This window comes from Flavobacterium sp. HTF, from assembly GCF_003105115.1.
In the GTDB taxonomy this organism is placed as follows: Bacteria; Bacteroidota; Bacteroidia; order Flavobacteriales; family Flavobacteriaceae; genus Flavobacterium.
The window spans coordinates 1-15,615 of the sequence record NZ_QETH01000094.1 but is presented as its reverse complement, the minus strand read 5'-3'; the positions used below and the strand labels follow the sequence as shown (position 1 = coordinate 15,615).

Below are 15,615 nucleotides of genomic sequence, written 5' to 3'. Positions count from 1 at the left end.
AAGTCCTGAAGCCTTTTTAAGGTTCTGAATAAGTGGTAAAGCATACGGATTTCCGAAGACAAAAACGATACAATTTTTAGTTTGCAGTAATTCAGAAAGTAAATTGAAAACGTTGTCACTTATCTCAAAATTATTCGCAGGTTTTGCTTTCGGAACAAATAATGAAATTAGGATTGTTTCAAAATTTTGAAGTTCTTTTTTAATTTCCGAAATATCTGATTCTTCTTCGTTTTCAAAAGAAAATTCAGGTGAAGGTAATTTCGAATTTAAGGTTTTAAAAAAAGTGTTTTCTGTGTTTTTATATAAGCTAAGTTTGGCTAGCTGATTATTCTTCTGAGCTTCGAAAACTAAATCTGTGTTTGAGTTATCAATGATTTTTGTGATGCAATTTTCTGCAATTTCACTATTTAAAGAAGCTGCTTTTCCGAAGTTTAATTCACCGGAAGCAAAAGTGCTGTTGGATAAAGTCCCTACTTTTTCTTTTGCTTTTCTGATTCTTTCATAACTTTCGAAGATGCGGTCCGGTGAGGCATTTTTCAGTATCGCTTCAATTCCTTCGGGAACATTTTCGGCAAAACACAAAATGTCATTTCCCGCATTAAAAGCTTCCCATTCTAATTGACCTTTGGTCTCGTATAATTTAGAAACGCTGTGCATATTCAGAGCGTCAGAAATTACTAAGCCATCGTAACCTAATTTATTACGCAAAAGATCCTGTATAATGGGTTTTGATAAGGTCGCCGAAGTATCTTTTCCGTCATTTAAACTTGGAACGGCTAAATGTCCAATCATAATCGAATCGACATTGTTTTCGATTCCTTTTATAAAAGGGTATAATTCGTTTTCTAATAATTCTTCTAAAGTTTCCTTTAAAACCGGTAATCCCAAATGCGAATCTACATTCGTATTTCCGTGTCCTGGAAAGTGTTTCAGACAGCCTAAAACGCCCACTTCAGACATTCCATTTAAATATTCAACAGCAAAATGGGCGACTTTTTCTTTGTTTTCACCAAAAGAACGATACCCAATAACCGGATTATTCGGATTGTTGTTGATGTCTGCCAAAGGAGATAAGTTGTAATGAATTCCGGCAGCTTTTAAATCTAGTCCGATTTGTTTCCCGACTTCATAAACTAAATCAGATTTAGTTGAAGGTAAAGCACCAAGTGTAATAGCATACGGATATTGCGGTGTTTTTTCGATACGCATCGCCAAACCCCATTCCGCATCAATACTGATTAAAAGTGGAGTGGTAGCGGCTTTTTGATAACGTATAATCAGAGCTTTGATTTTTTCGTAACTGTCATCATTAAATACGACTTTTTTCTTGCTTTCATAATTTGTTGCAGCGCTTGCACGACTGTGAAAAAAAGTCAGTCCGCCAATATTATGTTCTTTGATCAAACGTTCGGTTTCCTGAATATTTTCTTCGGTATCGTTTATAAAAACAGCAGGAAAAAAGAATTGTCCCACTCGTTGTTTTAATGCTTCGGCTGTCATTTTCATTATTATAAAGTCTTTTTCATGCAGACACTATTATCCATCTTTTCGTAAGGCGGATAATTTGGAATTATGATATAATTTAATTTTTGATATAAGTTTATAGCTTCGGGCTGGTTTTTTCCTGTTTCGAGAATGGTATAAGTATAGCCGACTTCTTTCGCCCAGATTTCCAATTCAGCTAAGACTTTCGACGCAATTCCTTTATTGCGAAAATCAGGATGAACATACATTCGTTTAATTTCGGTCTTGTCGCTTTCTTTTTCACGAAAAGCACCACAGCCAACCGGAATACCATTTTCGTAATAAACGATGGTGTGTTTTATTTTATCCGTTTTATTAAACTGATTGTAAAATGCATGATCGTCTCCGTCTCGAATCGCTAAATCTTTATCTAATAAAGCAACCAGATTTATAAAATCGATATCGTCTGAATTGGTTCGTTTTAAACTAATCATAATTCAATAAAAAAAGTTTTTTTGTTTTTACAATTAAGATATTTAAGTTCATAAAGCTTGACTTAAATTACTTAATCTCTTAATGGTAAAAGAAAATTAAGCCTAACTTAAATTTAGTTATTTCAGTTTAGCTTTCTTTTGCTTTGCCAGTTGCTTTTTTGTTTCAATTGCTTTTTCTAATCGGTTTTTAAAACGGAAAAGTTTTGGAAGTCCTTCTAATCGATCTTCGATCGTGATTTCCTCGTAAACTACGATTGCTTTTTCTAAAACCCGAATCTCGTTATCGATATCGTTTTGGTTTTTGTAGATCGTTGCTAATCGGTCGTAAGGGTGATTTCCTTTAAAGCCCTCGGTGACATTTTCCTCATACAATTCAATTGCTTTTTCAAGATTTCCGGTTTTTTCGAACTCAGCTCCTTTCAGGTTGCGTTCGTTTTGCAAATTTTCATTGATTTCCATAGATAAGATGTTTGATTTGGGGTTAAACTTCTTCTGATTTTTTCCCAAAATCTTTCGGGAAAATTAAAAAACGTGATAAAATAAGACCTGGAATTGTAGCTAGAAAAACCCAGATAAAGAAATTTTGATAGCCTAAATATTGTTGTATATAACCGCTCAACATTCCCGGAAGCATCATTCCTAATGCCATAAAACCGGTTGCAAGTGCATAATGCGCTGTTTTTGATTCTCCCTCTGCAACATGAATTAAATACATCATGAAGCCGGTAAATCCAAAACCGTAACCAAATTGTTCAAAAATAACTACGACGTAAATGTAATAAATTGATGATGGATGAAAGAAAGCTAATAGAATAAATCCTAAAATTGGAAGATGCATTGCCAGGAACATTGGGAGCATCCATTTTGTAAGACCTTGTTGAGAAATTAGAATTCCGCCCAATATTCCGCCCAAGGTTAAAGCAATGAGGCCAAAAGTTCCGTAAATTAAACCAACATCTTCTGTTTCGAGCCCCATTCCACCTTTGTGAATTGTTGCCTGATTTCCATTTGTAGTAATTAATTCATCGACAAAATGAACTCTTGCTTCATTTACTTTTTTATATTCTTCACCTTTTTTTGGTTGAGTTTCTAATATAGGTTTTTTTTCTTTTCTGGTATCAGCAACAATAGGTAATTTGGAATATAAGAGTTGTAATTCTGAGGCTTCAAGTTTTACACCTGTTTTTACTTTAGTATTATATAAGTATAATGCCTTTTTTTCGTTTAAGTCTGCAGTTTTTTCTACTAGTTCATATTTAATTGGGTCAACTAAAAAGGGAGTTAACATTTTTAATAACTGTGATTCTCCTAATCTAAAAACCAGGATAAAAATTAAAACAATTGCAATTTGTTTTTTCTTAAAAAAGCTGACAAAAATAGTCGCAAAGCTCTGATAGTGATGCTCTTTATTTTCTGCTAAATTAATTTCATTTTTAGGTGTAAAAATGAAATTGTAAATGGTAATAAGTGTCATTAACAGACCAACAAAAATCATGGTATACGACCAGGCTTTTGTATTATCACTGTATTTATGTTCTAAATATCCTGCTAAAAGTATTATTAGCCCATTTCCAGCAATCATAGAGATTCTGTAAAATGTACTTCTGATTCCCAAAAAGAATGACTGTTCTTCTTTTGGTAAAACCAATAAATAAAAACCATCACTTGCAATATCATTTGAGGCAGAAGCAAAAGCTGCAGCCCAAAATATTGCCAAAGTAAGAAGGAAAAAATTATGTAAGGGAATAGTGAATCCAACAATTAAAAAAGCAATAGAAATAATCAATTGCATCCATAAAAACCATTTTCGTTTTGTTCCATAAAGCTCAACTAATGGACTCCATAAAGGCTTGATTACCCAAGGAAGATAGAGCAAACTTGTATACAGGCCAATATCTTCATTAGTTATTCCTAACTTTTTATACATCAAAACAGAAACGGAGATGATAATGACATAAGGAAATCCAGAAGCAAAATTAAGAAGGGGAATCCAAAACCAGGGTTTGTTATCTGTTTTCATTTGGCTGAGCAGGTGAATATATTTTAAATGTCTTTTTTAAGTCGATAGTAGTTGGGGTACTTTCGTTTGCAAAATAATCAATAAATGTTACAGCGCAAGCTTTATACTGATTCATTTTTTGTGCAAGGATCGAAAATGTAATCGAGTCATTGATTTCACTGACTTTTATTTTTTCCACAATTTGAGAAGCATCGTTAGTATTGACTTTTGAAATATGATCTGCTCCGTAAACAACCATATAACGCACTTTTGTATTAAGCGGTGATTTGATCGTAAAAGTGTAAAGAGAACTGTCTTTTGCAAATTCCGTTACTGTTGGAATATCAATTACAATTCGCTTCAGGTTCGGAACCGACGGTGGCAATGCAGGATATTTATATTGGTTTTCTTCTAAAAGGCGAACAATATCAAAGTTTTTATTTGTAAACCATTTGGCACTAAAATAAGCGCTTCCGCCCACTTTTTTAAAACTTCTGGCATAATCGATCTGAGTTGGGATTTCACTGGCAAAGTTCCAGCTTTTATCACCATCGGCTCTGATTTTGTAAGAGGCATGACCAATATATAAAGCCGTATTATTAGAATTTTCAGACCACCATTTTACCAGTTTAGAATACGATGCCCTCGGGTTGTTCATACTCCAGTACAATTGCGGCATAATATAATCGATCCATTTTTGGTCCATCCATAAAACAGGATCTGCGTATAAATCGTCATAATTAGAAGTAGATTGCGTTTCTGAACCTCTTGGATCTACCGATTTATTTCGCCAGACTCCAAACGGACTGATACCAAACTGAACCCACGGTTTACTTGTTTTTATTGTTGTAGAAATAGAGTGCACAAAATTGCTCACATTCGCACGACGCCAATCAGCAAGTGATAAACCTGATCCGTATTTTTTGAATGAAGCAGTATCGTTAAATACTTTTCCCGGAACGGCATAAGGATAAAAATAATCATCAAAATGAATGGCATCAATATCGTATTTGTCCACTACTTCTTTTACCACTTTGGTCAAATGTGCCTGAACTTCAGGTAATGCAGGATCATAATAATATTTCCCTCCATATTCAATCATCCATTCCGGATGTTTAAAAATATCGTGAGTCGGGCTTAAAAGATTTTTGTTCAGATCAAAAGTCGCACGATAAGGATTCATCCAGGCATGAAATTCAAAACCTCTCTGATGTGCCTGCTCGATCATCCACGCCAGTGCATCATAATACGGGCTGGGAGCCTGGCCTTCTTTTCCGGTCAAAAATCTGGACCATGGCGCCAATTCAGAAGGATAAAAGGCATCACCAACACTTCTAATCTGCACAATAACAGCGTTATAGTTTAGTTTTTTGTATGTATCTAAAATATCAAGGTAATCTGATTTTTCTTTTTCTACGTTGTCTGTCGCTGTTTTTGGCCAGTCAATGTTGACAACAGTTGCAATCCAGACACCTCTAAATTCAGTTTTAGGATGCGCTCCGTTTACCTGAGAACTGACATTCCATCCAAGAGTTAATAAAAATATGATAGAGAGTATTAGGTGCTGATTTTTATGCATTTCAATGTTTTTTTAACAAGAACCAAAAATAGTTTTTTTAGCTGATTATAATAAATATTTAAAGAATTATAATTTGAACGATATTTATTTGGTTTTCATATAATTGATTTTGATTTTTTATTAAATGTATTACAATAAAATACAATTAATATAAGGTATGTAATTTTTTTTGCCGCGAATTGCACTAATTTCCACTAATTTAAATTCAAAAATTCGTGCCAATTCGCGAAATTCATGGCAACTATTCCTTTAATCAGGAAACGAAATTTTACCCATCGTTACAGACGGAATTCCTTTGCTGTTTCCGAAATTATAATCGCCTCCCGCTACAGTTTCGTTAGCCAAAATGGCAAATAAAACCGCTTCTTTGGCATCACTCAAGATACCGAGATCATCGCTGGTGTGAAACTGGCACGGCAGCAATTCCTTTAACCATTTCACCAATAAAGGATTATTCGTTCCGCCTCCAGACATGTAAATATGAAAATCTTCGGGTTTGACATTTGTTGCATTTATGGTAAAAAGAATTCCTTCCGCAATTGTCTCCGCACTCAGGCGTGTTAAAGTGGCAAGCAAATCTGATGCCGAAATAGCTTCTAATCCGGTTTTTGAAAGTGCTTTTTGTACAAACTCAAAATTAAAAACTTCCTGACCTATTGATTTTGGAAAACTTTTCCTGAAGAAAGCATCGTTTTTTAATTCTGCTAAAAGCGTTTGATTCACAATCCCTTTTTGGGCAATTTCAGCATCTTTATCGTAACTTTTTTCAGGAAAATAATGCTTGGTATAAATATCAATTAAGGTATTTGCAGTTCCGGTATCGGTTACAAAAACGTCGCCGGCGTTTAGAGAAGTGGGGAGATAAGTATAATTTGCAATGCCGCCCATGTTGAGCATAATACGGTTTTCACCTTTTTTACCGAATAACAAATAATCGCCATAAACGGCCAGAGGCGCACCTTCGCCACCCGCAGCAACATGTTTTTGCCTGAAATCGGATAACGTTATAATTCCCGTTTTTACCGCAATATGATCGCCGTCGCCAATTTGCAAAGTAGCATTTGGAAATTTTTCCTGCTGATGCAAAAACTTAGGCGCATGCAAAACCGTTTGCCCGTGCGAAGCAATCAAATCGATTTCGTTTGCGGGAACATTCCATTTAGCGAGACAATCATTAATCATATCGCTGTGTAATATCGCAATCCATTCATTCAGTAAAACCAAATGCTGAAAATCGATTGTTTTTTTAGCAAAAACTTTTCTGATTTCGATTTTTATATCTTCGGAATAACTAATGGTTTCAAATTCCAGAATTTTGACAACTGTATTTTCACCCGCTTCCGAAATCGCACACAAAGCAATATCAAGTCCGTCAAGCGACGTTCCGGACATTAAACCGAGTATTTTTCTGGTTTCTTTTTGGGCTATGTTATAGAGTGCGGTTATGTTTTTGTTCATTTTTGGGATGGCTTTTTTATGGCTAAAATCTTTTAATGATTCAGCATGCTAAATATAAAACGTTATTTTTACAAAAAGCAATTTAAAAATAAATGAAATATATTCAAGATGAAAATATTTTGTTCTTAACTGTATAAGCTTATATTTTTATAAATTTGATATAAAAACTAAACACACTTATAAATCATAAAAGTAAAAATTTGTAAGTAAATACATCTTTTTATTTAAAAATGCATATCTTTACTTCGCTAAAATACCTAGGATAAAATCCTAAAAAACTTTATAAGTTAACATAAGCGATTCCCTCGCCATGATGAACCTGCGGAAACAATGGTCAAATATATCCATACGGGTATTTTAGCACATCTAAAGCGGGGGTTTCGTGCGTTTAATATTTTCTATTATGCTAAAAGAAAATCAAAAAACATCACATCAAGATGTATTGCCATCTGTGGCAAACTTCCTTTCCGATTTATGGTTTGAGGGAGATTTTAAAGAACAACCTTTGTATTTACAAGAAATTTTTGAGTTAATGCTCGAAACAGAACACGCCAACAATCAGCAATTAAGGATGAAAATGCTAAGTTGTTTAAGAACCAGCAGAAATTTGGCAGAAACTTTCTCTCCGTTTTCAGAAATGCAGATTCAAAAAGCCTGTAACATTATAGGAACTGTAAAAGCAGTGTAGATTTTAGTATTTAAAAATTATAATATTTAAGCCCCGCAATTGCGGGGCTTTTTTTGGTTCAGTTTGTCATTCTGAGGAACGAAGAATCCCACACAAGTAACTCTACAAAGTTTGGTGATATTTGTTAAAGAATTACTGTGCAACAATCAAAATCCGTTCAGTTTGTCATTCTGAGGAACGAAGAATCCCACACAAGTGACTCTACAAAGTTTGGTGATATTTGTTAAAGAATTACTGTGCCAGGATTCTTCGTTCCTCAGAATGACAAGATTAGGGGACCCTCTTTGTCTCTATTTTACCATTTTTTTTTATGAAACCGATTACTCAAGCCTAAATTCTACAATCAAAATCCGCATAGTTTGTCATTCTGAGGAACGAAGAATCCCACACAAGTAACTCTACAAAGTTTGGTGATTTTTGTTAAAGAATTACTGTGCTACAATCAAAATCCGCATAGTTTGTCATTCTGAGGAACGAAGAATCCCACACAACAAAATTCTACAAAGTTTGGTGATATTTGTTAAAGAATTACTGTGCTACAATCAAAATCCGCATAGTTTGTCATTCTGAGGGACGAAGAATCCCACACAAGTAACTCTACAAAGATTGGCGACATTCGCTAAAGAATTACTGTGTCAGGATTCTTCATTCCTCAGAATGACAAGATTGGGGGAATCTATTTCTTCTTGAATTTATAATTTCGTTTTTTGCTTTTCGGATTAAGATCAACAAATTCGTATTCTTCAAAATCTTCAAAATTGGTTTTAAAGAAATCGGTGGCTTTTTCGAGTGACCAGGATTTTGGATAATAAAAACCGTCAAATTCAGCGTTTTGAAGCTGAAGTGTAAAAGCATGCCTGAATTCGTCAGCTCCGGAATAGGTGAGGGCAATTCTTCCCGACCATTCAATGTCAAACTTGTTTTTGTCTGTTGGCGTAATTTCTATTTCATGATTACCGCACGTATCGTGTCCTAATAAATAAATTCCGAATGCGACTTCGTCAGGATCAAATTCATCATCATCAGAAGTAAAGGAGTCAGCCAGAAGAGGCTCTTTAATAAAATCATTAAAAGTGGCTTTTGCGACTGTTTTATTAATTTGAATTCCATAATCTCCCCAATGAGTCGAAGATAGTATACATTGATGATAATTGCCCCAGACTATTTTTGAATCCCAATCGCTTTTGGATTCTTCATCGTCGTCATCCGTTTTATCATCAGCAGAATATTTGTCGGTTTTTAAGTGAAAATCAAACCACATCGATTCATCTTCTTCGATTCGTCCGCTCCATAAAAACTCTTTTAAAGCGTGACCTTTCGGATATGGATTTTCTAAAAAATAGATTCTGTTTGGCTGATTCATGATTGTATTTTTTATGAACTAAAAATATAAAAAAAAATAATATTCATAGTTTACACTGAAAAAAAGAGTCAATACATACTAAAAATTCCAAACTTTTGAGAAGCTATTTATTAAAATCAAAAAAAACTCAGAACCTTTGCAACTTAGAACCTCAGAACCTTAAAAATACCTATTTTTGTAAGCGATAAATTTAGTCAGAATGTCAATAAATAAGGAGTTACAACAATTATCAGAATCATTAGAAGGCACACTTTTATATGATGAGCTTCATAAAACGCTTTATTCTACAGATGCTTCGGTGTACAGGATAAAACCAAATGCAGTGGCATTGCCTAAAACTGTGGAGGATATTGCCAAACTGATAAAGTTTGCAGCGAAGCATAACATTTCGATTACGCCAAGAACTGCGGGAACTTCATTGGCAGGACAGGCGGTAGGAGATGGACTGGTAATTGATGTTTCGAAGCATTTTACCAAAATTATTTCGTTTGATGCCGAAAAGAAAACCGTTACGGTTCAGCCGGGTGTAATTCGCGATGAACTGAATTTATTCCTGAAACCTCATGGCGTATTTTTTGCGCCGATTACATCAACCTCAAACCGAGCGATGATTGGCGGAATGGTGGGGAATAATTCATCCGGTACAACTTCGATTCGATATGGTGTGACGCGTGACAAAATTGCTGAAGTAAAAGCGCTTTTGAGCGATGGTTCTGAAGTGATTTTTAAAGACCTGACTTCGACAGAATTTATTGAAAAAACAAAAGGTGATACTTTAGAAAATAAAATATATAAAAGCATCTATGAGGAACTTTCTATAAAAGAAGCTCAGGATGAAATTGTAAAAGAATTTCCGAAACCGGAAATTCACAGAAGAAATACCGGTTATGCGGTTGATATTCTGTTAAGATCGGAATTATTTGGCGGAACAGAACCCACAATCAATCTGGGGAAATTGCTTTGCGGAAGTGAAGGAACATTAGCTTTTACAACAGAAGTGACGCTAAAAGTCGATGATTTGCCTCCGGTTCATAATATTATGGTCGTAGGACATTACCATACCATTCAGGAATCTTTAGAATCGGTTGTAGTGGCAATGAAACATCATTTGTACACTTGTGAAATGATCGACGATACCATTTTAGATTGTACAAAGACAAACCGTGAACATATTAAAAATAGATTTTTCTTAGTGGGAGAACCAAAAGCAATTATGTTGTTTGAAGTGGCTTCTCATTCTTTGGAAGATGCTGAAAAACAAGCCGATGCTTTAATCGCCGATTTGGAAAAACACAATTTTGGCTACGCCCGTGTAAAAATTTACGGTTCTGATATTGATAAAGCCAACGAACTTAGAAAAGCCGGCCTCGGACTTTTAGGAAGTATTGTAGGTGACAATAAAGCAGCCGATTCTATTGAAGATACAGCAGTTGAATTGAATGATTTACCGAATTATATTGCGGAGTTTTCGGCAATGATGTTGCGTCACGGACAGGAAGCGATTTATTATGCGCATGCCGGGGCGGGAGAATTGCACCTTCGTCCGGTTTTGAATTTGAAGAAAACCGAAGATCTAAAATTATTCAGAACCATTGCGACGGAAGTAGCACATTTGGTTAAAAAATATAAAGGTTCTTTAAGCGGGGAACACGGTGACGGAATTGTACGTGGAGAGTTTATTCCGTTTATGATTGGTGAAAAGAATTATGAACTGCTGAAAAGAATCAAACTGGCATTTGACCCGAATTCGGTTTTGAATATCGGAAAGATTGTAAACGCCCTGAAAATGGACGAAAATCATCGTGTGATTTCGGGAAGGGTAGAACCGGACATAAAAACGTTTCAGGATTTCTCAGACAGTTTAGGAATTTTGCGTGCAGCGGAAAAATGCAACGGTTCTGGAGATTGCAGAAAACTGCCATCGGCAGGAGGAGCGATGTGCCCAAGTTATCGGGCGACAAAAAATGAAAAAGAAACCACGCGTGCGCGTGCTAATGCGCTTAGAGAATACCTGACTTATTCGGAAAAGGAAAATAAATTTGACCAGAAAGAATTATACGAGGTTTTTGAGTTGTGCGTAAGCTGTAAAGCCTGCGCCAGCGAATGTCCGAGTAATGTGGACGTAGCGACTTTAAAAGCCGAATTTTTATACCAATATCAAAAAGCAAACGGATTCTCAACACGAAATAAGATTTTTGCCAACAACGCCAAGCTGAACAAAATGGGAAGTAAATTCCCGTCGATTACCAATTTTATTTCGAATCAGTCACTGGTAAAAAAGACAATGGGAATTGCACCGGAAAGACAAGTGCCGTTATTGGCCAAAAAGACGTTTAGAAAATGGTATGCTAATAATAAAACTGCAGTAACCGATTTCCCGAACGGAAGATTGTATTTGTTTGTAGATGAATTCACGAATTATTATGATGTTAATATCGGAATTGATGCTTTCGAATTATTAACGGAATTAGGTTACCAGGTTTTGGTAGTGGATCACGAAGAAAGCGGCAGAACGTATCTTTCTAAAGGATTTCTGGAAGAAGCTAAAAAAATTGCCAATCATAATGTAAATGTTTTTAAAGACCTGATTTTAGGAAATGCGCCTTTAATAGGAATCGAACCTTCGGCTATTCTGACTTTTAGAGATGAATACCTTCGTCTGGCAGATGATAAGGAAGCAGCAGAAAAATTAGCCGGAAATGCTTTTACCATTGAAGAATTCTTTAAGAAAGAAATTATCGATGGAAAAATACGCCCGGATTCTTTTTCAGAAGAAAAAAGAGAAATTAAAATTCACGGACATTGTCATCAGAAATCTTTGAGTTCTGTTGAAGCGACTTTTGCAATGCTGAATTTACCAACTAATAATGTAGTAACAATTTATAATTCGGGCTGCTGTGGAATGGCAGGCTCTTTTGGTTACGAAAAAGAACATTATCAGGTCAGCATGCAGATGGGAGAAGATACCCTTTTTCCAAAAGTACGTGCCACAGCCGAAAACGTAAAAATAGCTGCCGCAGGAACGAGCTGTCGTCACCAGATTTATGACGGTACAAAACGAGAAGCACAGCATCCGGTTAGTATTTTGAGAAGCTGCCTGAAGTAGATTTTAGAGTTCAGATTTTAGAATGCAGATTTAAAAAACCGTATCAAAATTAGTCAAAGATTAAAGGATTAAAATGATTTTGTTTCACGCAGATTTGGCAGCTATTGCTGATTTTTCTAATCTTCAAAGATTTACACAGATGTTTTTAAGAAATAAAATTTAACCGCAAAGCTCAAAAGAGTTACGCTAAGGACGCAAATATTTGTTATTTCACGCAGATTTAGCAGATATTGCTGATTTTTCTAAATCTTCAAAGATTTATACAGATGTTTTTTAAGAAATAAATCTGCTTAATTTGCCAAATCTGCGTGAGAAAATATAGGTTGAGCAAAGAAAATAATTCACAGCAGAAAAAAAACTTTGTGACTTAGCGCCTTAGTGGCAAAAAAAAAGTATACGAAAAAACAAAATCGTTTTATATATTTGAAATCAAGATAATTTTTGCATTATTTGCAAAATAAAACCAGAACGACTGAATTAAATTAATTTTAATAGCAAAAACATAATATGGCATTTTCAAGTTTATTTCGAAAAAAAACGGTGCAGGATATTCTGAAACAAGTGGCAAAGAACGAAGCAGATGGACATGAAGCGTTAGGAAAACACCTTACCACCAGAGATTTAACTGCTTTTGGAATTGCAGCCATTGTTGGAGCGGGAATTTTTAGCACCATCGGAAAAGCCAGTGCAGATGGGGGACCAGCTGTAATTTTCCTTTTTCTTTTTACTGCCCTTGCCTGTAGTTTTGCTGCTTTTGCCTATGCTGAATTTGCATCAATGGTTCCGGTTTCAGGAAGTGCTTATACCTATTCTTATGTTGCTTTTGGAGAAATAATTGCCTGGATAATAGGCTGGGCCTTAATCATGGAATATGCTGTCGGAAATATTACGGTCGCCATATCTTGGAGTGATTATTTTACCGGACTGCTCCATAGCGGCGGTATCGATTTACCGCAATGGATCCAGATGGATTATTTAACCGCTTCAAATGGTTTTAAAGACGCTGAAGCTTTAATGCGTGGTGGAAAAACATTCGAAAATTTAAGTACAGCCCTTCAGTCTGCACACACTGCCTGGACAACTGCACCCACTATTGGTTCTTTTCATTTTGTAACTGATATTCCGGCCTTATTCATCATTATTTTGATTACCGCTTTGGTTTACAGAGGAATGAAAGAATCCCGTAACGCCAGTAATTTAATGGTAGTTGTAAAACTTTGCGTAGTACTTTTAGTAATTGCTGTCGGAGTATTTTATGTGGACACAGCAAACTGGGATCCGTTTGCTCCAAACGGAGTTGGAGGGGTATTAAAAGGAGTATCCGCAGTTTTCTTTGCTTATATTGGTTTTGATGCTATTTCGACAACAGCGGAAGAATGTAAAAACCCTCAGCGTGATTTACCACGCGGAATGATGTGGGCGATTATTATTTGTACGATTTTATATATTGCCATTGCTCTGGTTTTAACCGGAATGGTAAAATACCACGAATTAAATGTTGGAGATCCTCTGGCTTTTGTTTTTGAAAAATTAGATCTTAAATGGATGTCCGGAATTATTGCTGTAAGTGCCGTAATTGCTATGGCGAGCGTTTTATTGGTTTTCCAGATGGGACAGCCGAGAATCTGGATGAGTATGAGCCGTGATGGTTTATTGCCAAAGAAATTCTCTACCGTACACCCAAAATTCAAAACACCTTCTTTTGCTACAATAGTAACTGGTTTTGTGGTAGCAATTCCGGCTTTGTTTCTAAATCTTACCATGGTAACCGATTTATGCAGTATCGGGACTTTATTTGCTTTTGTATTGGTTTGTGCCGGAGTTCTGGTTTTACAGAACAAACCTGAAATTCCAAGAGGAAAATTCAAAACGCCTTATGTCAATTCAAAATACATACTTCCGGTTTTAATTATTGCCGGATTATATTACGCTTTTGCGTTCAATAATAAAGCGACGATGGCTTTTATCAATAATGAAGCACAGACTTTTGACGCAACAACCATTGTAACTTCATTAAATAAAGAAGATTCAGAAAAAGTTTTCAGTTATTTAAAAAGTATCGACGTAACGAATAAAACTGCGGAAACTTCAGATTTAGAACATTTATTGGGTCAATACCAGGATGATGAAACAAAATATACTGAGGTGGTAAAAGGTTTGCCAATCAGTGATTCTTTAAAATATGAAACTGGTTTGAGTTTATTCAAACACAAAATTCCAATGTGGATTTTCCTTTTTGTTTTGGTAGGATTAACCGTTTGGGCGTTTAGAAAAAATCTTTCTTTGATTCCGCTTTTAGGATTAATCTGTTGTCTTTATATGATGGCCGAATTAAGTGTCTGGAACTGGATTTATTTTACCATCTGGTTACTAATTGGATTATTTATTTATTTTACTTACAGTAGAAAAAATAGTAAACTGAATGCTCAGATTGTGAGCTGATACATAAAAAATATAAGTAAAAAGCCCTTCTGGATATTCAGAAGGGCTTTTTTTATGTTTAATGTTTTATAAAAATATTCTTATGTTTTTAAAAGGCTTTTGCTTATGTTTGTTTCAGTAAATTTTAAATTTAATTTTTTAATAGCATGAGTTTTCTTGGTAAGATATTGGGTAAAAAAGAATCCCCAATAGAATCATATAGTGATTTTTGGAACTGGTTTTTAAAACATGAAAAAGAGTTCTTTAAGGTTGTTCAAAAAGGGGATAACATACATACTGATTTCTTTGATAAAATGCATCCAAAACTGAATGAAGTTCATGATGGATTTTATTATTTGACAGGAATGTTCGATGATCAGACTGCCGAATTAATTTTAACAGCTGACGGAACTATTAAAAACATTTATGCAATAGAAGAGCTCGTGAATGCAGCTCCTAAAATTGATGGCTGGAAATTTACTGCGCTTAAACCAGCCTCTAATATTGAAGATGTCGCTATTACTTATGAAAACCTTGAATTTAATTCAGAAAACCTGAAATTTTATCCCAATTTGCATAAAAATTATCCGGACGAAATTGACTTAACGGTTGTTTATGATGATTTTACGGAGGATAAAAAAGCGACAGTGACAAACGGGGTCTATATTTTCCTGGATAACTTTTTAGGAGAATTACATTCAGTAACTTTAATAGATAACCTGAATGTAATTGGAAATGGAGACGTTTCTCAGGAGTTAATTCCTATCGGGAAATTAAAAGATTATTTAGTTTGGAGAGAAAAAGAATTTGTTGAGAAATACGAGGGGGTAAGACATAATACCGAAAATGATTCTTATGCAAGCTTTAAAGCGGAGAAAGAGGATGGAGGTCTGATTTTGGCAATAATCAATACAGAGATTTTAGAATGGGATAAAAAAGCATCGCATCCATGGGTTGTGACGGTTGAAATTGTTTTTGATAAAAATAACTCCAATAGTATGCCGGATAAAAAAACATATCAATTGCTGGATAAAATTGAAGAT

General features: G+C 35.1%; 11 protein-coding genes. 4 read left to right on the top strand and 7 right to left on the bottom strand.

From position 1 onward, the window contains the following. The 6 genes from DCO46_RS19265 to DCO46_RS19240 all read right to left on the bottom strand — a co-directional run. A partial coding sequence (locus DCO46_RS19265; RefSeq protein WP_133244616.1) for a glycoside hydrolase family 3 protein occupies nucleotides 1-1,506 on the bottom strand: 1,506 nt, incomplete at its 3' end. Between the two features lie 2 nt (nucleotides 1,507-1,508). Further along, a complete protein-coding gene (locus DCO46_RS19260; protein ID WP_116754114.1) occupies nucleotides 1,509-1,958 on the bottom strand; it encodes a GNAT family N-acetyltransferase in 450 nt (149 codons plus the stop codon). 117 nt (nucleotides 1,959-2,075) lie between these two features. Then, nucleotides 2,076-2,417: a hypothetical protein gene (locus DCO46_RS19255; protein ID WP_116754113.1), complete on the bottom strand. Its 342-nt coding sequence runs from the start codon at nucleotides 2,415-2,417 to the stop codon at nucleotides 2,076-2,078. A 22-nt stretch (nucleotides 2,418-2,439) separates the two neighbouring features. Next, a complete protein-coding gene (locus DCO46_RS19250) occupies nucleotides 2,440-3,978 on the bottom strand; it encodes an MFS transporter (protein ID WP_116754112.1) in 1,539 nt (512 codons plus the stop codon). Next, on the bottom strand, nucleotides 3,965-5,536 hold the full coding sequence (locus DCO46_RS19245) for a glycoside hydrolase family 10 protein (protein WP_116754111.1): 1,572 nt from the start codon (nucleotides 5,534-5,536) through the stop codon (nucleotides 3,965-3,967). Before DCO46_RS19245 ends, DCO46_RS19250 begins: the two co-directional genes overlap by 14 nt. 249 nt (nucleotides 5,537-5,785) lie before the next feature. Next, a complete protein-coding gene (locus DCO46_RS19240) occupies nucleotides 5,786-6,994 on the bottom strand; it encodes an anhydro-N-acetylmuramic acid kinase (protein ID WP_116754110.1) in 1,209 nt (402 codons plus the stop codon). 403 nt (nucleotides 6,995-7,397) lie between these two features. On the opposite strand from DCO46_RS19240, the gene DCO46_RS19235 reads away from it, so the two are divergent. After that, nucleotides 7,398-7,682, top strand: a complete 285-nt coding sequence (locus tag DCO46_RS19235) for a hypothetical protein (protein WP_116754109.1) — start codon at nucleotides 7,398-7,400, stop codon at nucleotides 7,680-7,682. A 676-nt stretch (nucleotides 7,683-8,358) separates the two neighbouring features. Here DCO46_RS19235 and DCO46_RS19230 read toward each other — a convergent pair. Then, nucleotides 8,359-9,045, bottom strand: a complete 687-nt coding sequence (locus DCO46_RS19230; RefSeq protein ID WP_116754108.1) for a hypothetical protein — start codon at nucleotides 9,043-9,045, stop codon at nucleotides 8,359-8,361. A gap of 199 nt (nucleotides 9,046-9,244) precedes the next feature. Here DCO46_RS19230 and DCO46_RS19225 point away from each other — a divergent pair, with 199 nt between their 5' ends. The 3 genes from DCO46_RS19225 to DCO46_RS19215 form a co-directional block, all read left to right on the top strand. Beyond that, a complete protein-coding gene (locus DCO46_RS19225; RefSeq protein WP_116754107.1) occupies nucleotides 9,245-12,151 on the top strand; it encodes an FAD-binding and (Fe-S)-binding domain-containing protein in 2,907 nt (968 codons plus the stop codon). Between the two features lie 507 nt (nucleotides 12,152-12,658). After that, on the top strand, nucleotides 12,659-14,593 hold the full coding sequence (locus DCO46_RS19220) for an amino acid permease (RefSeq protein WP_116754106.1): 1,935 nt from the start codon (nucleotides 12,659-12,661) through the stop codon (nucleotides 14,591-14,593). A gap of 146 nt (nucleotides 14,594-14,739) precedes the next feature. Then, nucleotides 14,740-15,615, top strand: an 876-nt coding sequence (locus DCO46_RS19215) for a DUF695 domain-containing protein (protein ID WP_116754105.1), incomplete at its 3' end; no start/stop codon positions are given.

Bases quoted from the DNA above. Each gene is read 5' to 3' on its own strand.
- DCO46_RS19240 (WP_116754110.1), bottom strand. From the start codon at position 6,994: ATGAACAAAAACATAACCGCACTCTATAACATAGCCCAAAAAGAAACC.
- DCO46_RS19250 (WP_116754112.1), bottom strand. From the start codon at position 3,978: ATGAAAACAGATAACAAACCCTGGTTTTGGATTCCCCTTCTTAATTTT.
- DCO46_RS19260 (WP_116754114.1), bottom strand. From the start codon at position 1,958: ATGATTAGTTTAAAACGAACCAATTCAGACGATATCGATTTTATAAAT.
- DCO46_RS19220 (WP_116754106.1), top strand. From the start codon at position 12,659: ATGGCATTTTCAAGTTTATTTCGAAAAAAAACGGTGCAGGATATTCTG.
- DCO46_RS19255 (WP_116754113.1), bottom strand. From the start codon at position 2,417: ATGGAAATCAATGAAAATTTGCAAAACGAACGCAACCTGAAAGGAGCT.
- DCO46_RS19225 (WP_116754107.1), top strand. From the start codon at position 9,245: ATGTCAATAAATAAGGAGTTACAACAATTATCAGAATCATTAGAAGGC.
- DCO46_RS19235 (WP_116754109.1), top strand. From the start codon at position 7,398: ATGCTAAAAGAAAATCAAAAAACATCACATCAAGATGTATTGCCATCT.
- DCO46_RS19245 (WP_116754111.1), bottom strand. From the start codon at position 5,536: ATGCATAAAAATCAGCACCTAATACTCTCTATCATATTTTTATTAACT.
- DCO46_RS19230 (WP_116754108.1), bottom strand. From the start codon at position 9,045: ATGAATCAGCCAAACAGAATCTATTTTTTAGAAAATCCATATCCGAAA.